Here is a 15861-nt window from a genome sequence, read left to right on the forward strand (position 1 = left end):
CAGGCGATCGTCGGGCCGTGCAGAACTTTCCGCCCACGATGCTCAATGTTAACCCTTTCGGCCCCGAACGCAGTCACAAACGGGCAGGTATTCTCACTCGGCCCGGCCCAGAACGGGTTTCAGCCCGAAATCGGCACTACGCCGTCGGCGCCCAGCAGGTAGGCCGAAGCCAGTCGCTCACCGTCACCGGCGCCCGTACGGCCGCGTCCCAACGGGTCACCAGCAGCCAGAGCAGCGAGTCGCACCAGCTCAGAACCAAGTTCCAGCTCGGTCAGCACCGGGCCCAGACCCGCCACCAGGGCCGCCACACTGCTCCAGGCCGAACGCCCGATGCCCCCGGCCCGCTCCCGAAAACGGTGCACCAGCCGTACCTGGTCACCCGGGGGCACCAGGACACAGACGAAGCGCAGATGCACTCCCAGGCGCTGCGCCTCCCACGCCACATAGGCCGCCAGCGGCTCCAACGAGTGAGAGAAGGCTTCCACCCCAGCCGATGTCGCCCCGGCGGCCGACCCCGTCAACCCCACCGTCTCGGTCAGTTTCATCGGAGTGATCGATCCCGTCGAGTCGATCAGTTCCGTCGACGCAACCGGCTCAACCGCCTCGACCGGCTCACCGGAAACAGCGAAGACCGTGGCCGGCTGCCCGCCCCCGGAAGCAGCGACCCGCAGGGCGGCAGCCGCCCAGTCGAACGCCTCACTGGGGTCGAGCCGACGATCCGTCCCGTCGAGCGAGGTAGAGGTGATCACCAGCAGTTCGGGACGATGAAGCCGGAGCAACTCCTCACCACAGGCCACGCCGGCACCGACCACCTCGGCCCCGGCCTCGGTCATCGCCTCCTCGACGGCGCGCCCGAACCCCCGGGCGCTCCCGATGACCACGACGGTGACTCCGTCCAGCTCCCCCACGTCGTCCCCCGCCCCTCGCCGGCCTCTTCAGTAATGACGCGGGCGAGGCCGGGAACTCATCGCCCGACCGGGGCCCGGCCGTCACTTCTGACCCGCCGGTATCCTGAGGACAACCGTGGTCAGCGGCCAGAGTCGACCGAACAGCTGATCGTTCAGGAGCATGATGACCCTCGTCGCCGGTGTGGACTCCTCCACCCAGTCCTGCAAGATCGTTATCCGCGATGCCGACACCGGAGAGCTGGTTCGCTCCGGCCGGGCCCCGCACCCCGACGGCACCGCCGTGCACCCGGGCAAATGGCTGGAGGCGTTCCAGACCGCTGCCGCCGAGGCGGGAGGCCTGGCCGACGTGGCCGCACTCTCGGTCGGCGGCCAGCAGCACGGCATGATCGCCCTCGACGAGGCGGGCGAGGTGGTCCGCGACGCCCTGCTGTGGAACGACACGCGTTCCGCCCAGGCCGCCACCGACCTGATCGCCGAGCTGGACGAGCAGCAGTGGGCCGACGCGATCGGCTCGGTGCCGGTGGCCTCGCTGACCGTGACCAAGCTGCGCTGGCTGCGCGACGCCGAGCCGGAGAACGCGGCCCGCACCCGCGCGGTGGCCCTCCCCCACGACTGGCTGACCTGGCAGTTGGCCGGCGGCCAGAACCTGCAGAACCTGGTCACCGACCGCTCCGACGCTTCCGGCACCGGCTACTGGTCGCCCCGCACCGAGTCCTACCGGGAAGACCTGCTCGAGCGCGCGCTGGGCCACGGCGCGGTCCTGCCCCGGGTGCTCGGCGCACACGAAGGGGCCGGAACGGGCACGACCGGGCTCTACCAGGGTCTGCTCGGTCCGGGCGCCGGCGACAACGCGGCCGCCGCCCTGGCCCTGGCCCTGCAGCCGGGCGACGTCGCGGTGTCGATCGGCACCTCCGGCGTGGTCTCGGCCATCGCCGACGCCCCCACGGCCGACGGCTCCGGCATGGTCAACGGTTTCGCCGACGCCACCGGCCGCTACCTGCCGCTGGCCTGCACGCTGAACGCCGCTCGGGTGCTCGACTGGGCGGCCGGCCTGCTCGGGGTCGACCACAAGGGTCTGGCCGAGCTCGCCCTGAAGGCCCCGGCCGGCGCCGAAGGCCTGGTGCTGGTGCCCTATTTCGAGGGCGAGCGCACGCCCAACCGGCCCCGCTCCACCGCTGCTCTGCACGGCATGCGGCTGTCCAACACCACCCCGGCGCACATCGCCCGGGCCGCGGTGGAGGCGCTGCTGTGCTCGCTGGCCGACGGCATCGACGCGGTGCGGGCCGCGGGCGTGCCGGTGCAGCGGGCCTTCCTGATCGGCGGCGCTGCGCAGTCCGAGGCCGTGCAGCAGCTCGCGCCCGGCATCCTCGGCCTGGACGTGCTGGTGCCCACGCCGGGTGAGTACGTGGCCGACGGTGCCGCTCGTCAGGCCGCCTGGGTGCTCTCCGGCAAGCCCGAGCAGCCCGAGTGGTCGGCCAGCGGCGCCCCCAAGGTGCTCGCCGCCGACCAGCTCACCCCGCAGGTCCGCGAGCAGTACGCCGAGGTGCGCGAGCTCACCGCCGACCGCTGAGGTAAAGCCCGAACCCTGAGGACGTTTGTGGGCCCCCAAAGGGGCTCACAAACGTCCTCAAGTTGTTTCAGTTGAACTTCTGCAAGGCGTTCAGCCGGGTGAGGAACTCCCGCGCACCGACCTCGTGGATCAGGGCCAGCTGCTCGGTGTACACCGCGGCGAACCGCGGGTCTTCGGCCAGGTCACCGAACCAACGGGTGGAACGGGCCAGGGCCAGCGGATCTTCGCCCTGCCGGGCGCCGCGGGCCAGCACGTCGTCCTTCTCCACGTCGACCAGCTCGATCGGGCCGCCCTGCTCGTCGACCGCCTCGGCGTAGCGCGCCCAGGTCACCGCGATCGCGATCGCCCGGGTGCTGATCTTGTCCTCGGCCAGGTTGGCGCGGATCACCGGCACCACGAACTTGGGGATCCGGTCCGAGCCGTACGAGGCCAGCCGGGCCAGCGTGTCGCGCACCTGCGGGTTGGCGAAACGCTCGACCAGGGTGTCGCAGTAGGCGTCCACGTCGATGCCCTCGACCGGGGCCAGGGTGGGCCGGGCCTCTTCCCAGTAGTCGCGCAGGAACTGCACGAACAGCGGGTCCTGGGCGGTGTCGTGCGCGTAGGTGTGCCCGACCAGGTGCCCGGCGTAGGCGATGGCCTGGTGGCCGGCGTTCAGCAGCCGCAGCTTCATCAGCTCGTACGGCTCCACGTCGGCCACCATCTGCACGCCGACCTCCTCCAGCGGCGGACGCCCCTGGCCGAACGCCTCCTGCAGCACCCACTGGGTGAACGGCTCGCAGGCCACCGGCCAGGCGTCGTCGATGCCGAACCCGGCCACCGCCTCCAGCACGTCCGGGGTGGTGACCGGGGTGATCCGGTCGACCATGGCGTTGGGGAACGGAACCTCGGTGCGGATGTGCTGGGCCAGCTCCGCGTCGATCAGCCCGGCGAACGAGGCGATCGACGAGCGCGCCACGTCACCGTTGGACTGGATGTTGTCGCACGACATCACCGTGAACGGCGGGATGCCCCGCTCCTGCCGCAGCCGCAGTGCCTCCGCGACGTACCCGTACATGGTCACCGGCGGCTCGCCCCGGCCGTGTCCCTCGACCTCGGCCCGGATCACCGGGTTGTCCACGTCGAAGGCGCCGGTGGTGTTGTCGATGTTGTAGCCACCCTCGGTGACCGTCAGCGAGACGATCCGGGTGGTCGGCGCGGTCATCACCTCGAGCACGCGCTGCGGGTCCTCGGGGGCGTAGACGTAGTCCACGATCGAGCCGATCACACGCGCGTCCAGGTGCCCCGAACCGTCCTTGACCAGCAGCGTGTACAGGTGGTCCTGCTTGTGCAGGGCCTCCTGCATGGTCTTGTCGCCAGGCATCACGCCCACCCCGCAGATGCCCCAGTCCAGGGCCTTGCCCTGGTTCATCAGTTCGTCCAGGTACATCGCCTGGTGAGCCCGGTGGAAACCGCCCACCCCGAAATGGACGATCCCGACGCTGACCTGGGACCGGTCGTAGTGCGGGCGGGCCACCCGCGGGTCGAGGTCGGCGAGCGTCTTCTGGCTCAGCGGCGTTGCTTTCACAGATTCCACGTCGATCACGATAGGACTTCCGCCCGGCCGGCCCCAGACATGCGGGCGAAGCGGTCAGCGTTTGGGCGCAAACGGTCATCCGGTGCCTGTCCGTGACCATCCGCCCACCTGGTGCGATGCACTGTGGTCGGCCCGGCGACCTGCCGATGTCGGTGCGGTGCAGCCGCCTCCCCGCCGTCGCCGGGAATGCTCCCAGTTCTCCGGACTCGTCGGTACTGTGCAACTGCGAGTGAACGGCGAACGTGCGGATGCGGTGGACGAGAGGGTGTCAGGCGGATGACGGTGGACAGGTCGGTGTTCCAGGCCTTGGAGAGCGCGGCGGCGAACATGGCGCCCACCGACCCGACGAGTGTTCCGCTGCGGGTGCACCTGGCTGGGCTGTATCTCTCCGCGGGCGAGGCCGAGCAGGCGCTCAAGCACGCGACCGCGGCCCTGGCGGCGGCTCCGCACGACACCACGGCGCTGTCGGTGGCTGCGGCGGCGGCCTCGGCCACCGGTAACGAGCAGCTCGCCGACGGGTACCGCGCGGTGCACACGGCGTTGCTCTCCCCCGAAACCGCCCAACAAAGGACGCCCGAAGCGCCTCCCGTACAGAGGCCCACCGAGAGCGGTGGTCACCAGCCTCCGGTCCCGGTTCTCGAGCCGGTGGCCGAACCGGGTGGCTGGGACTCCAGCGAGCCCAACCTGGTCACCCTGGCCGACGTGGCCGGGATGAACGACGTGAAGCAGCGGCTGCAGCGTTCCCTGCTCGGCCCGATGCAGAACCCGCAGCTGCGGGAAGCGTTCGGCAAGCAGCTGCGCGGCGGTCTGATGCTGTGGGGGCCGCCCGGCACGGGTAAGACGTTCATCGCCCGGGCACTCAGCGGTGAGCTGGGAGCCAAGTTCTTCTCCGCCACCCCGGCCGACATCTACGGCAGCTATTTCGGCCAGAGCGAGCAGAACATCGCCCGCCTGTTCATCGAGGCCCGCCTGGAGACACCGGGCGTGGTGTTCCTCGACGAGCTCGACGCCATCGGGGGCCGCCGCTCGCGCCGCAACACCGACCAGGCCCGGGCCGTGGTCAACCAGCTGCTGGTCGAGCTCGACGGCATGTCCAGCAACGACGGGGTCTACGTGCTGGCCGCCACCAACGCGCCGTGGGACGTGGACGAGGCGCTGCGCCGCCCGGGCCGTTTCGACCGCACCGTGCTGGTGCTCCCGCCCGACGCGCCGGCTCGGGAGGCGTTGCTACGTCTGCAGTTCAACGGCCGTCCCATCGCACCGGACATCGACGTGACCGCGCTGGTGCGGGGTACGGAGATGTTCTCCGGCGCCGACCTGGTGCGCCTGGTCGAGGCCGCCACCGAACGGGCGCTGGAGCGCTCGATGCAGGTCGGCCTGGTCAGCCCGGTCACCAACGCCGACTTCCAGGCCGCGCTGCGCGACACCCCGCCCTCCACCCGGGCCTGGCTGTCCACCGCCGCCACCTACCTGGCGCACGCCGGCACCGGCGAGGACTTCGACGAGCTGCGGGCCTACCTGCGCACCCACAAGATCGGCTGAGCCCGGCAGAGATGGCAAGCACCGGCATGCCCGGGCCGATCATGGTCCGGCGGCCCACCTGGGCCCTGGATTCCTGGCACGACGGCACCTACCTGGGCACGTACCTGCTGGCCGGGCCCGCGGGCTGGGAACGCTGGTACGACGCGCAGGGGCCTTTGGACACCCGGCGTCTGCCGCTGGCCCTGGACGCGGCGCCCGACGCGTTGCGCCGCCTCGGCGACATCCCGACCCACCTGCGCGGGCTCTCCCTGGTCGGGCTGCCGGCCACCGACGACGACGTGCGGCTGATCGCCCGGCGCTGCAAACAGCTGCGCTGGATCGATCTTCGCGGCACCCAGGTCACCGCGGCCGGCCTCGACGAGCTGCGGCGGGTCCGGCCGCTGCGGCACATCGGGGTGGATCCGCACCTGCTGCTCTCGCGCGATCCCAACGGTCGTCAGCAGCTGATCAGTGGTTCGCAGCCGCTGATCCCGGTGAGCACCGGAGTGCCTGCCCCCGACGTGGCCGGGCTGCACGAGACGCTGCGCAAGGCGGTGAAGAACAACCCCGGGGCCGGGGCGGTCGACCCGGACGAGGCCACCGCCCGGGCCCGCGTGCTGCTCGACGCGGGCACCTCGGAGTCGGCCCAGGCCGGTCTGGCCCTGCTGGCGCCGTTCCTGGCCACCGGTGATCCCGCGGTGCTGATCGTCACGTCCCGGTGCCTGCTCAAGCAGAACCTGCCGCTGCAGGCCCTGGCCGCGCTGGCGCAGGCTCCGCCCACCGGCGCCGTGCTGGCCTGGCGGGCGGTGGTGCTGACCACGATCAACCCCTCCGAGGCGGCCCGCGTGGCCCGGGCCGCGCTGCGCGAGACGATCGAGAACCAGGTGGCCGAGTGGGCCCTGGTCACCGCCTACCTCAACCGGGCCCAGCTGGTGCTCGCCGAGGAGGCGCTGAACCTGCTGCGCTCGCGCACCTACGACGAGATCGACGAGGCCAAGCTGTCGGCCCGGCTGGCCCGGGCGAAACGGCGCTACAACGAGGAGGCGACGGCCTGGCAACGGCTGCTGGCCGTGGTGCCGGACGACGCCGACGCGCTGGCCGGCCTGGCCCGCGCCCAGCGCTCGGCCCGGCCGTACTCGCTGCGCTGGGTGCACACCCTGAACCGGGCGGCCACGGCCGACGTGGGCAAGTACGGCCGGCGGATGATGGAGCAGGTCAGCGGGCACCGGTTCACCACCGCCCTGGCCGCCGCGGCGCTCTCCTGGCCGGTGTTCATGATCGCCGGGGCCAGCTGGGAACCGACGCAGCGGCACGTCTGGGGCTGGTCGCTGGCCGGCGTGATCCTGGTCGGCAACCTGGTCAGCCTGGCCATCTGGTTCACCACCCCGCGAGAGGTGCGCCGGGTGATCCGCAACAGCGACCGGCTTACCGGCCAGCATCACGGCCCGAGCCGCCGGGCGATGCTCACCGGTGCCGTGATCGCGGCCTGCGCCGTGCTTCTCATCCCCGCCAACAATCCGGACCCCGATCCCTTCACCCCGACGGGTCCACAGCGGGTGCCCACCTTCGACTTCACCCCACCGCCGTCGCCCACCTTCTCGTTCTCGTTCCCCGACACCACTTTCTCGTTCCCCGACCTGTCCGAGACTCCCTAGGGCATCTAAGTGCTGAAGCGGCGCAAGGTCTCGTCCACGTCCTCATCGGTGAGTTGCCGGAAGTCCTCGTACCACTCCCCCACCGCCCGGAAGTCCTCCGGTTCCTGCAGACACACCACTGCGTCGGCATCTTCGGCCACCGCAGCATGGGCCCGGCGTGAGCCGACCGGAGCCGCCATCACCAGATAGGCCGGCTCGTGATCGCGCAGCCAACGCAACGTGGCCCGCGCCGTGACCCCGGTGGCCAGCCCGTCGTCCACCACGATCACCATGCGCCCCTTGGCCTCTACCGCCCGGCCCTTGCGGTAACGCTGCACTCGGCGCTTGGTCTCCGCACGCTCGCGCTCCACCGCTCCCATCAGATCGCCCTCGGTGAGCCCCAGCGTCGTGAGTGCCGAACCATCGAAAACCGGTGGTCCATCCTCGGCCAGCGCCCCGATGCCGTATTCCGGCTGCTCCGGCGCGCGGATCTTGCAAGCGACCACCAGGTCCAGATCGCCGTCCAGCGCAGCCGCCACGTGCGTGGCCACCGGCACCCCGCCCCGCGGCAGAGCCAACACCAACGGCCGCAGGGCCCCCGGGGGCCGTTGCGCATGTGCCGCCGGACTTCCGTCGTCCGGTTCACCCGGAGCATCCGGCACCAGGAACCCGAGCCGGTCGATCAGATACCGGCCCAACTGGTGCCCCGCGTCGTCGCGGTCTGCGAACTTCGTCATCCGGCCTCCCCGAGATAATGCTCGAACCACGCTCCCGCCCGGTCCGAGACCTCTTCCAGTGCGCCGCGTTCGGTGAACAGATGAGTGGCCCCCGGAATGACGTGCAACTGGCTGGGTGCACTCATCACGGCCTGGGCCTGCTCGTTGTAGTCGAGCACGTTCGTGTCGGCGCCCCCGACGATCAGCAGCGTGGGCGCCCGCATCTCCTCCAGCGCGGGCCCGGCCAGGTCGGGCCGGCCGCCACGCGAGACCACGGCCTGCACCTCTTGCGGACGATAGGCCGCGGCGGCCAGCGCGGCAGCCGCTCCGGTACTCGCCCCGAAGGTGCCGAACGGCAGCCCGGCCAGCGAGGGTTCGGCGCCGGCCCAGTCGACCACCGCGATCATTCGCTCGGTGAGCAGGTGGATGTCGAACCGGAACTCGGCGGTGTGACTGTCGATCTGCTCCTCCTCGTCGGTGAGCAGATCGGTGAGCACCGCCGCGAGCCCGCGCCGGTTCAGCTCGGCGGCCACCGCCCGGTTACGCGGGCTGAACCGGGAACTACCGCTGCCGTGCGCGAAAAGCACGACCCCGGTGGGGCTCTGCGCCGGATACTGATCTGGGAAGAGCGTGTCCGAGCCCAGATCTACCCGGCCCGCCGGGATGCGGCAGGCGGCCGTGGCTGTGGTCATTTCAGACTCCTGTCGGAAAGGTCTCCGGTTCCGTGACGTCGGTGAAGAACGTGTGCAGCGGCCGCACCGCGTGCGACTCGTCGCACCAGACGAACGCGTCGTACCGCTCGCCCAGCATGGTGGGCACGTAGTTGCCCCAGCGCTCCCAGTCCGGGCGGTAGACCACACCGATGGCCCGGTGGCCCAGCCGGTCGCGCAGCACCGCGGGCTGCTGGGCCCGGGCCGGGAAGACGAACAGCGACTGATCCGGAGCAGTTTCGTGCAGGACGTGCTCGAGGGAGTCGCGCCGGGCCTCGGGCACCGGCATGACCTCCATCGGCCGGCCCCAGTCCTCCCCGGCGACCACAGTGCCGTGGTGAGTGCCGAAACCGACCAGGACCACCCCGTCCTCACCGTAGCGCTGCCGGGCCAGCGTGCCGATGGTGGTCTCGCCCTGTTCGGCCATCACCGAACCCCACGCGTCTCCCACGTGAGTGTTGTGCGCCCAGACCACAGCCTTGGACTGCGGCCCGTAGTGGTCCAGCAGCCGGGCCAGCGTCGCGTCCATGTGCCGGTCACGCACGTTCCACGAGGCCGCGCCGCCCTTGACCAGCGACCGGTAGTAGTGCTCGGCCCCGGCCACCACCTCGGCGTTCTGCCAGGCGTTGAAGTCGTCCGAGCGGCGCAGGGCGGCCAGCAGCCCGGAGACCTCGCAGCTACACCCCTCGGGCCGGGTGTGGATCGACCGGGCGTACTGCTGGGGCTGATCGACGAACGGCTCGAAACAGTGAAAGGCGTCCAACCCCAGCGGAACCAGCTCAGGGTGACGCTCGCGCAGGTGAATCAGGATCTCGTCCAGCGATTCCCACAGCGAGTACACGTCGAGGCCATGGAAACCAACTCTCCGGGCCGGTTCCTGGAACTCGTTGTGTCCCCGCAGCCATCGGGAGAAGTCGCTGACTTCCTCGTTCGCCCACATCCAGGTGGGCCAGCGCCGGTACTGCTGCAGCGCCTCGCGGGGATCGGCGTCCTCGGCGAAACGCACCGACTGATCCACCCGTTCGCAGTCCGGCCAGTCGCCCTCGACCGCCACGAACGTGAAGCCCAGTTCCTGGATCAGGCGCTGGGTGATCCGTGATCGCCAGTCGTAGAACTCGTGCGAGCCGTGGCTGGCCTCACCCAGCATGACCACCCGGGCATCACCCACCCGGTCGATCAGGACGTTCAGGTCTTCGCTGTGCTGGAGCGGCGTGGCCAGGCCGGCCACCTCGTCACCGTAGCGGCCCATCAGAAAACCCTCCTCCGAGTCGGGTTCGGCTCCACACTGCCACCTCGGCCGGGGGTGCGCATCCACCTGTCAGGCGACTACCGGGAAAATCAGAGGACGGGCGAACGCTCGCCTGGTCATCATGGCCGGGTGCTGATCACCTGGCGCCGGCTGACCGAGGAAGACTTCCCGATGATCCGCGACTGGCTGAGCGAGCCTCGGACCAGGCGCTGGTGGAATCACGAGACCACCCCCGAGGCCGTGCAGAACGACTTCGGCGCCTCGGCCCGCGGCGAGGAGCCCGGCCAGGACTGGCTGGCCCTGCTCGACGGGGTCCCGTTCGGCCTGCTCCAGCGCTCGGCGTTCAGCGACTACCCCGAATACCTCGACCCGCTGTCCGAGATCACCGAGGTCCCGCCGGGCGCGATGAGCCTGGACTACCTGGTGGCCACCGAGTCGCTGCGGGGCCAGGGCCTCGGCGTGCAGATGATCAAATCGATGCTGGCCCGGACCTGGGCCGAGTATCCCGACGCGCCCTGCGTGGTGGTGCCGGTGGCGGCCGGCAACCGGCGTTCCTGGCGGGCCCTCGAGAAGGCCGGATTCCACCGGGTGGCCGAGGGCGACCTGGAACCGGACAACCCGATCGATCCGCCGCTGCACTACGTGTACCGGATCGACCGGCCCTAACGGTCCAAACTCGCACAACCACAACCACAACCACAACCACAACCACGCCCTGCCCGCCACTGTCCTGCCCAACGCCGCCCCACCCAACGCCGCCCCACCCAACGCCGCCCTGCCCAACGCCGCCCTGTCCTACCTCGCCATGCCCACCCGCGCCCTGCCCTGCCCACCGCGTCCTGCCCACCGCCGTCCCAACCACCGCCGTCCTGACCGCCGCTGCTCCGTCCTGCCTCGCCCTGCCCACCCCCGCCTGCCCCGCCCACCCCGCCCGGGCCCGGGCCCGGGCAGTCGGCCCACCGCATCACCGGCGGGCCAATGACTTCTCCTTGCGGCGTAACGGTCTAAGTCTCTTCACCCATGACAGCGACCGAACAACACATGCCTCCTCCGCCGCCGGCGCCCGCCTGCTCGCCTACCCGCATGCCCGCCGGCCTTCGAAACGCGCGCCGACAGGTCGACCACTGGCCCGCACCCGCACCTCGCAGGCGACTGAGCCGTCACCGAATCTCACATCGCAAGATGGGACTCTCACTATGCGAGAAGCTCGAGTACCGTCACGGGCATGTCCAACGCTGCCAAATACACGCATGGCCACGCCGAGAGCGTGCTGCGATCGCATCGCAGCCGCACCGCGCAGAACTCCGCCGCCTATCTGCTCCCGCATCTGAGGCCCGGGCTGCGCCTGCTCGACGTGGGCAGCGGGCCGGCAACGATCACCGCTGATCTGGCCGAACTGGTTGCGCCAGGTACGGTTACAGCGACCGAGATGAACGAAGAGGCGGTGGCGATCACGCTCGCCGAGCTGGAGCGGCGGGGCGTGAAGAACGTCGAGGCGGTCGTGGCCGACGTACATGCCCTGCAGTTCGAGTCGGATTCGTTCGATGTGGTGCACGCGCACCAGGTGCTGCAGCACGTCGCCGATCCGGTGGCGGCGCTGCGCGAGATGATCCGGGTCTGCCGCCCCGGCGGTGTGGTGGCGGTGCGGGATGCTGACCACAGCGGATTCGTCTGGTACCCGCAACTGCCCGCTCTGGATCAGTGGCTGACGCTCTACCAGACGGTCGCGCGGACCAACGGCGGCGAGCCGAATGCCGGACGGCGGTTGCTGGCCTGGGCACACGCGGCGGGCGCGGCCGACGTGACTGTCTCCTCGTCCACCTGGTGCCACGCCGAGCCCGAGTCGCGTGAGGGCTGGGGCGGCATGTGGGCCGACCGCATCCTGAATTCGGCCATCACGCAACAATTATTGACGAGTGAACTGGCCGCCCAGCGCGACCTGGAGTCGATCTCGGAGGCCTGGCGGGAGTGGGCCGCGCACGAGGACGGCTGGATCAGCATCCTGCACGGCGAGGTACTGATCCACGTGCACTGACGTTCAGCGGCGCTCGTCCATGAACACCATCGGCACCTCGTTGTCGGTGACCACCCGGCCGAGCAGCGCGCTCAGGGTGTCGCGCTCGGCCGGGTCCAGACTCTTGGTCAAAGCGTCTACGCGGCGGCAGGTTCCGGCGTAGAACTTCTCCGCGGTAGCGGATCCGGCCGGGGTCAGCGAGACCACCACGGCCCGGGTGTCCACCGGGTCGGTCGCACGCTCCACCAGACCGTTCGCCTCGCTGCGGTTCACCAGGCCGGTGAGGCTGGACTTGGCCAGGCTGAGGGTCTGGCTCAGTTCGGTCATGCCCAGCGGACCGGGCATGAGCACGCAGATCAGCACGCCCTGCTGCGGGGTGATGCCGTGTTCACGGGCGGAGTCGGCATACACGCGCTCGATCAGGAACGACCCGCGCACCAGCGCCGGCACCACGCCCATCCCGTCGGACTCCAAACGCATCCCACCGTCGGGCTTCACGCCCATACCGCCGCCGGTCTCCGCGCCCATCCCGCCGTCGGACTCCACGCCCATCCCGCTGCGGGTCTCCGCGCTCATGCCGCCGTCGGACCTCACGTTCATCGCCCGAGGATATCCGACCGTTCGTGCCGCGAACGACTATCCACAGGCGCCCGGTCGAGGCCGGTGCCGGACCACGTTCGGTGGCTATCGTGCCGTTATGGGGGAAATCGAACAGCCAGAGCCCACCAACTCGGGCCTGGCGTGGGACGAGGCGCAGAACCGTCAATTGGCCGAATGGCTGCAGCAGGGCATCAGTATCGGCGAGATCGCCAACCGTATGGGCCGCACCTCGGGGGCGATCCGCAGTCAGGCCGTCCGGATGGCGCCGGCCGATCTGGGGCTGGGGGCCGGGGAGGTGATCGGCTGGCTGCGGGTGCAACTGCGCCACGGTCACGACTGGCGAAAGACGCTGGAAGAGCGGTCGATGCGCCCGTCCCGCAACGGCGAGCGCTGGGGCGGGCAGGAGACCGAGCAGCTGGTCGAAGAGCTTCGGGGGGAGGCGTCGTGGCAGGCGATCGCCAACGCCCACGAACGCACCAAGGGCGCGATCATCGCGCAGGCGGCCAGAATGCTGGTGCTCACCGAGAAGACGGTCGAGTGGTCGCGTTCCCGGCGGGCCGAGCAGCTGCGTCTGGAGCTGCGCGAGCAGGCCGACTACGACTGGCGCCGCGCCCTGCTCGTCGACCAGGCCTCCGGCCGCTCGCCGTCCTGGGTGTTCATCGTGGTCGGAGCCTCACCCGACGGCGCCTGGCACGTGCGGGCGGCGGCCACCGAGGCGGCTGCCGCCCGCATCCGGAGCGAGGCCGGGGTTCCGGCAGGCACCGAGTGGGAGACGTTCGAGCGGCCGGTGCTGCCCGACTACTCGGTGAGTTCGGAAGACGAGCGCGAGGTTTCGCCCCTCGACGCCTGACCAGGATCAGCCGCGGAGCGCGCGGAGGTCTGCTCAGCGGCCTCGGGCTCAGGCATGGGCTCAGGCATGGGCTCAGGCATGGACTCAGGTCTGCTCCCGGACTCACGCCTGCTCCCGGGCTCGAGCCGACGATCTGGCCTGCTCTCCGGTTCGGGCCAGGGCCGGTACTCCTGCTCCAGCATCGCCAGCATGTCCTGTCGGCCCAGCTCCGCCGTGGCCTCCAGAACGGCCGCGTCGAGCGTGGTGCGGGCCGTCACGATGGTGCTCGGTGCCACCGTCCAGGTCGTGCGCCGCTCCAGCGCGTTCTCCGCCTTCAGCCGGGCCAGCAGGGCTGCATAGGTCTCGCTCGGCCGGCTGATGTTGTCCTTCACGAATCGTGCCTGACCCCGGGCCAGCATCCGGCCGAGCATCCGCATCGGCGTGCTCAGGTCGTCCTGCTTGAAGTCGAACGACCGGGTCATCACCACCAGGGCCTCGGGCACGCCCAGGGCCAGGGCCTGGTCCACCGGTACCGGGGCCACGATGCCGCCGTCGATGAAGTGCCTTCCGGTCAGCCCGCCCCCCAGGGCGATCCGCTTGTTGTAGAGCGCGGGCAGGGCGGCCGTGGCGCGCAGCACCTCGAGCAGGTCGTGCCCGTCGCGGTTGGAAACCGTTACCGCCTCGGCCGTCTGGGCGTCGGTCAGCACGGTGATCAGCGGAGCCGCCACGGCGTCGAGCGCGGCCACGTCCAGCGGGCGGCGGCGCTTCAGCACCTCATCCACCAAGAAATCCACATCCACCACCCGCCACAGCCGCCGGGGGTTGATGAACGAGCTGTGGCTCAGCTCGTCGACGTAGATGCGCAGGCCCTCGTTCGCCTGCCCGGCCAGGAAGTAGGCGCCGTTGATCGCCCCCGCACTGCTGCCCACGACCACCGAGAAGGCGTCCCGCAGCCCGGCGTCCTCCAGTACGGCCAGTGCCGCCATCGAGTACACGCCCCGCATCCCACCTCCCTGCACCACGAGAGCCGGCTTCTGCGCCTCGGCGGCCGAACGGGTAAGACGCGACAGATGCTCACCGAGTTTCAGGACGGGCCTCCGGGAGAGATGTGCAGGGATTTTCCGCACTCTAAACCGGACAAGACGCCCTTGAGTCAAGGATCAAGGTCGGTAACACGCCTGAGGATCGGACCAGCCCGCCCGGCGGCCCCGGAGCCTAAGCTTTTGCCGTGACGCAGCCGCCAGCCATCCGCACTCCCGCTTCCTGGGTCGTCGTCGGTCTCGACAACGGGGGCACCACCGACAATGCCACCGTGCTGGACGCGACCGGGCAGTTCCTGGTCGACCAGCTCGTCGAGATCCCCAGCCGGGTGCTCGACGGGCCCGAGCTCGCGGTCGAGGCCCTGGCCGACTCCTTCGAGAACATCTGCCGGATCACCAACACGCCGTTGACCCTGGTCAAGGCGGTCGGTCTGGACACCCCGGGCCCGGCCAGCGCGGCCGGCGTGATCTCGTCCAAGGGCGCCACCAACTTCTCGGCGGTCAGCTGGCACGGCTTCGACATCCGGGCCGCGCTCGAGCGTCGCCTGGGCCTGCCGGTGGTCTACAACAACGACGCCAACGCGGCCTCGCTCTACGCGCACCACCGGCACTTCGGCCCCGACGAGGCGATGCAGAAGTCATCGGTGGCGGGCATCGTCGGTACCGGGTTCGGCGGCGGCGTGGTGCACGACGGCCGGGTGATCAAGGGCGTCGCCGGGATGGCCGGCGAGCTCGGGCACGTGCAGATCCCGGTGCAGGACGTGATCGAGTCGGACCAGCCGATCCCGCGCTGCAACTGCGGCTTCCTCGGCGACGTGGAGAGCCTGGCCTCGCTCACCGGGATCAAGAACAACCTGCTGCCTTACTGGCTGCCCAAGTTCCCCGACCATCCGCTGGCCGGCGAGTCCATCTCGAGCGCGGCCAAGCAGCTGCGCGGCTACGCCGAGCGGGAAGACCCGCTGGCCCTGGCCGTGTTCGGGCAGCAGGCCAAGGCCATCGGCAAGCTCTTCACCATCGCCGCCAACTTCACCGACCCCGACGTCTACTTCGTCGGCGGCGGCGTGGTCGAGGCCGCCCCCTCGTTCCGGCAGTGGTTCCTCAACACCGTGCGCGAGCACACCCAGCTGCGACAGGAGCAGATCGCGGCCGCCAACTTCGCGCTGGTGCCGGACCTGGACATGGCCGGTGCGCGAGGCGCCGCCGTGGCTGCGTTCGACGCGGTGGTGGCCGACCGCTAGGGCTGAGGGGCTCGATCGAGCACTTCCTGCGGGAGGACGGTGCTCGCGAGCTCGAACCGCATGCCGAGAACTTTTCCGTGCTTGTCCAGATCGAAGAACAGGAACGCCTCACCCTGCAGACGGAACATCTGATAGGCCGGGGACTCACGCTCGTCAGCCCGGTCCACCAGGTGCAGGTAGGCCTCGTCGCCGTCACGCTCGTAGGTCATGTGCATTCGTTCAGAGTGCCCGCACTGGGACCTTTGGACTACGGGATATT

General features: G+C 70.3%; 15 protein-coding genes. 7 read left to right on the plus strand and 8 right to left on the minus strand.

From position 1 onward, the window contains the following. Positions 1-119: 119 nt before the first annotated feature. A complete protein-coding gene (locus tag QSK18_RS25290) occupies positions 120-908 on the minus strand; it encodes a hypothetical protein (RefSeq protein WP_285624049.1) in 789 nt (262 codons plus the stop codon). Positions 909-1071: 163 nt separating this feature from the next. Here QSK18_RS25290 and xylB point away from each other — a divergent pair, with 163 nt between their 5' ends. After that, on the plus strand, positions 1072-2478 hold the full coding sequence (xylB, locus tag QSK18_RS25295; RefSeq protein WP_352396648.1) for a xylulokinase: 1407 nt from the start codon (positions 1072-1074) through the stop codon (positions 2476-2478). A gap of 67 nt (positions 2479-2545) precedes the next feature. Here the strand turns inward: xylB and QSK18_RS25300 are convergent, their stop codons facing one another. Continuing rightward, positions 2546-4051: a mannitol dehydrogenase family protein gene (locus QSK18_RS25300; protein ID WP_285624054.1), complete on the minus strand. Its 1506-nt coding sequence runs from the start codon at positions 4049-4051 to the stop codon at positions 2546-2548. Positions 4052-4327: 276 nt separating this feature from the next. On the opposite strand from QSK18_RS25300, the gene QSK18_RS25305 reads away from it, so the two are divergent. Together QSK18_RS25305 and QSK18_RS25310 are read left to right on the plus strand one after the other, a co-directional pair. After that, on the plus strand, positions 4328-5593 hold the full coding sequence (locus QSK18_RS25305; RefSeq protein WP_232813708.1) for an ATP-binding protein: 1266 nt from the start codon (positions 4328-4330) through the stop codon (positions 5591-5593). An 11-nt stretch (positions 5594-5604) separates the two neighbouring features. Continuing rightward, positions 5605-7227 carry a hypothetical protein gene (locus QSK18_RS25310; RefSeq protein ID WP_232813707.1) on the plus strand — a complete coding sequence of 541 codons (1623 nt, stop codon included), beginning with the start codon at positions 5605-5607 and terminating at the stop codon, positions 7225-7227. Positions 7228-7232: 5 nt separating this feature from the next. On the opposite strand, the gene QSK18_RS25315 is transcribed toward QSK18_RS25310, so the two are convergent. From QSK18_RS25315 to QSK18_RS25325, 3 genes are read right to left on the minus strand one after another with little or no spacing between them, the layout of a single operon-like run. Continuing rightward, a complete protein-coding gene (locus tag QSK18_RS25315) occupies positions 7233-7943 on the minus strand; it encodes a phosphoribosyltransferase (RefSeq protein WP_232813706.1) in 711 nt (236 codons plus the stop codon). Continuing rightward, on the minus strand, positions 7940-8614 hold the full coding sequence (locus QSK18_RS25320) for a dienelactone hydrolase family protein (protein WP_285624057.1): 675 nt from the start codon (positions 8612-8614) through the stop codon (positions 7940-7942). Before QSK18_RS25320 ends, QSK18_RS25315 begins: the two co-directional genes overlap by 4 nt. Before the next feature lies 1 nt (position 8615). After that, on the minus strand, positions 8616-9881 hold the full coding sequence (locus QSK18_RS25325; protein ID WP_285624059.1) for an erythromycin esterase family protein: 1266 nt from the start codon (positions 9879-9881) through the stop codon (positions 8616-8618). Positions 9882-10013: 132 nt separating this feature from the next. On the opposite strand from QSK18_RS25325, the gene QSK18_RS25330 reads away from it, so the two are divergent. Both QSK18_RS25330 and QSK18_RS25335 read left to right on the plus strand, forming a co-directional pair. Continuing rightward, on the plus strand, positions 10014-10547 hold the full coding sequence (locus tag QSK18_RS25330) for a GNAT family N-acetyltransferase (protein ID WP_269810895.1): 534 nt from the start codon (positions 10014-10016) through the stop codon (positions 10545-10547). Positions 10548-11106: 559 nt separating this feature from the next. Further along, positions 11107-11916, plus strand: coding sequence for a class I SAM-dependent methyltransferase (locus QSK18_RS25335; RefSeq protein ID WP_285624061.1), 810 nt, complete (start codon positions 11107-11109; stop codon positions 11914-11916). Positions 11917-11919: 3 nt separating this feature from the next. On the opposite strand, the gene QSK18_RS25340 is transcribed toward QSK18_RS25335, so the two are convergent. After that, positions 11920-12495 carry a MarR family winged helix-turn-helix transcriptional regulator gene (locus QSK18_RS25340; protein WP_232815400.1) on the minus strand — a complete coding sequence of 192 codons (576 nt, stop codon included), beginning with the start codon at positions 12493-12495 and terminating at the stop codon, positions 11920-11922. 97 nt (positions 12496-12592) lie between these two features. Here QSK18_RS25340 and QSK18_RS25345 point away from each other — a divergent pair, with 97 nt between their 5' ends. Continuing rightward, entirely contained in the window at positions 12593-13345 is a 753-nt protein-coding gene (locus QSK18_RS25345) for a hypothetical protein (protein WP_285624065.1), read from the plus strand. Here QSK18_RS25345 and QSK18_RS25350 read toward each other — a convergent pair. Next, a complete protein-coding gene (locus QSK18_RS25350) occupies positions 13294-14451 on the minus strand; it encodes a patatin-like phospholipase family protein (RefSeq protein ID WP_352396641.1) in 1158 nt (385 codons plus the stop codon). The two genes, QSK18_RS25345 and QSK18_RS25350, sit on opposite strands and share 52 nt — an antisense overlap. 101 nt (positions 14452-14552) lie before the next feature. Here QSK18_RS25350 and QSK18_RS25355 point away from each other — a divergent pair, with 101 nt between their 5' ends. Continuing rightward, complete coding sequence (locus QSK18_RS25355) at positions 14553-15602, plus strand: ROK family protein (protein WP_232815403.1); 1050 nt, start codon at positions 14553-14555, stop codon at positions 15600-15602. On the opposite strand, the gene QSK18_RS25360 is transcribed toward QSK18_RS25355, so the two are convergent. Beyond that, on the minus strand, positions 15599-15811 hold the full coding sequence (locus QSK18_RS25360) for a hypothetical protein (RefSeq protein WP_232815404.1): 213 nt from the start codon (positions 15809-15811) through the stop codon (positions 15599-15601). The genes QSK18_RS25355 and QSK18_RS25360 overlap by 4 nt on opposite strands. Between the last annotated feature and the right edge of the window lie 50 nt (positions 15812-15861).

The sequence above is a fragment of the Kineosporia sp. NBRC 101677 genome (genome assembly GCF_030269265.1).
Lineage (GTDB): Bacteria > Actinomycetota > Actinomycetes > Actinomycetales > Kineosporiaceae > Kineosporia > Kineosporia rhizophila.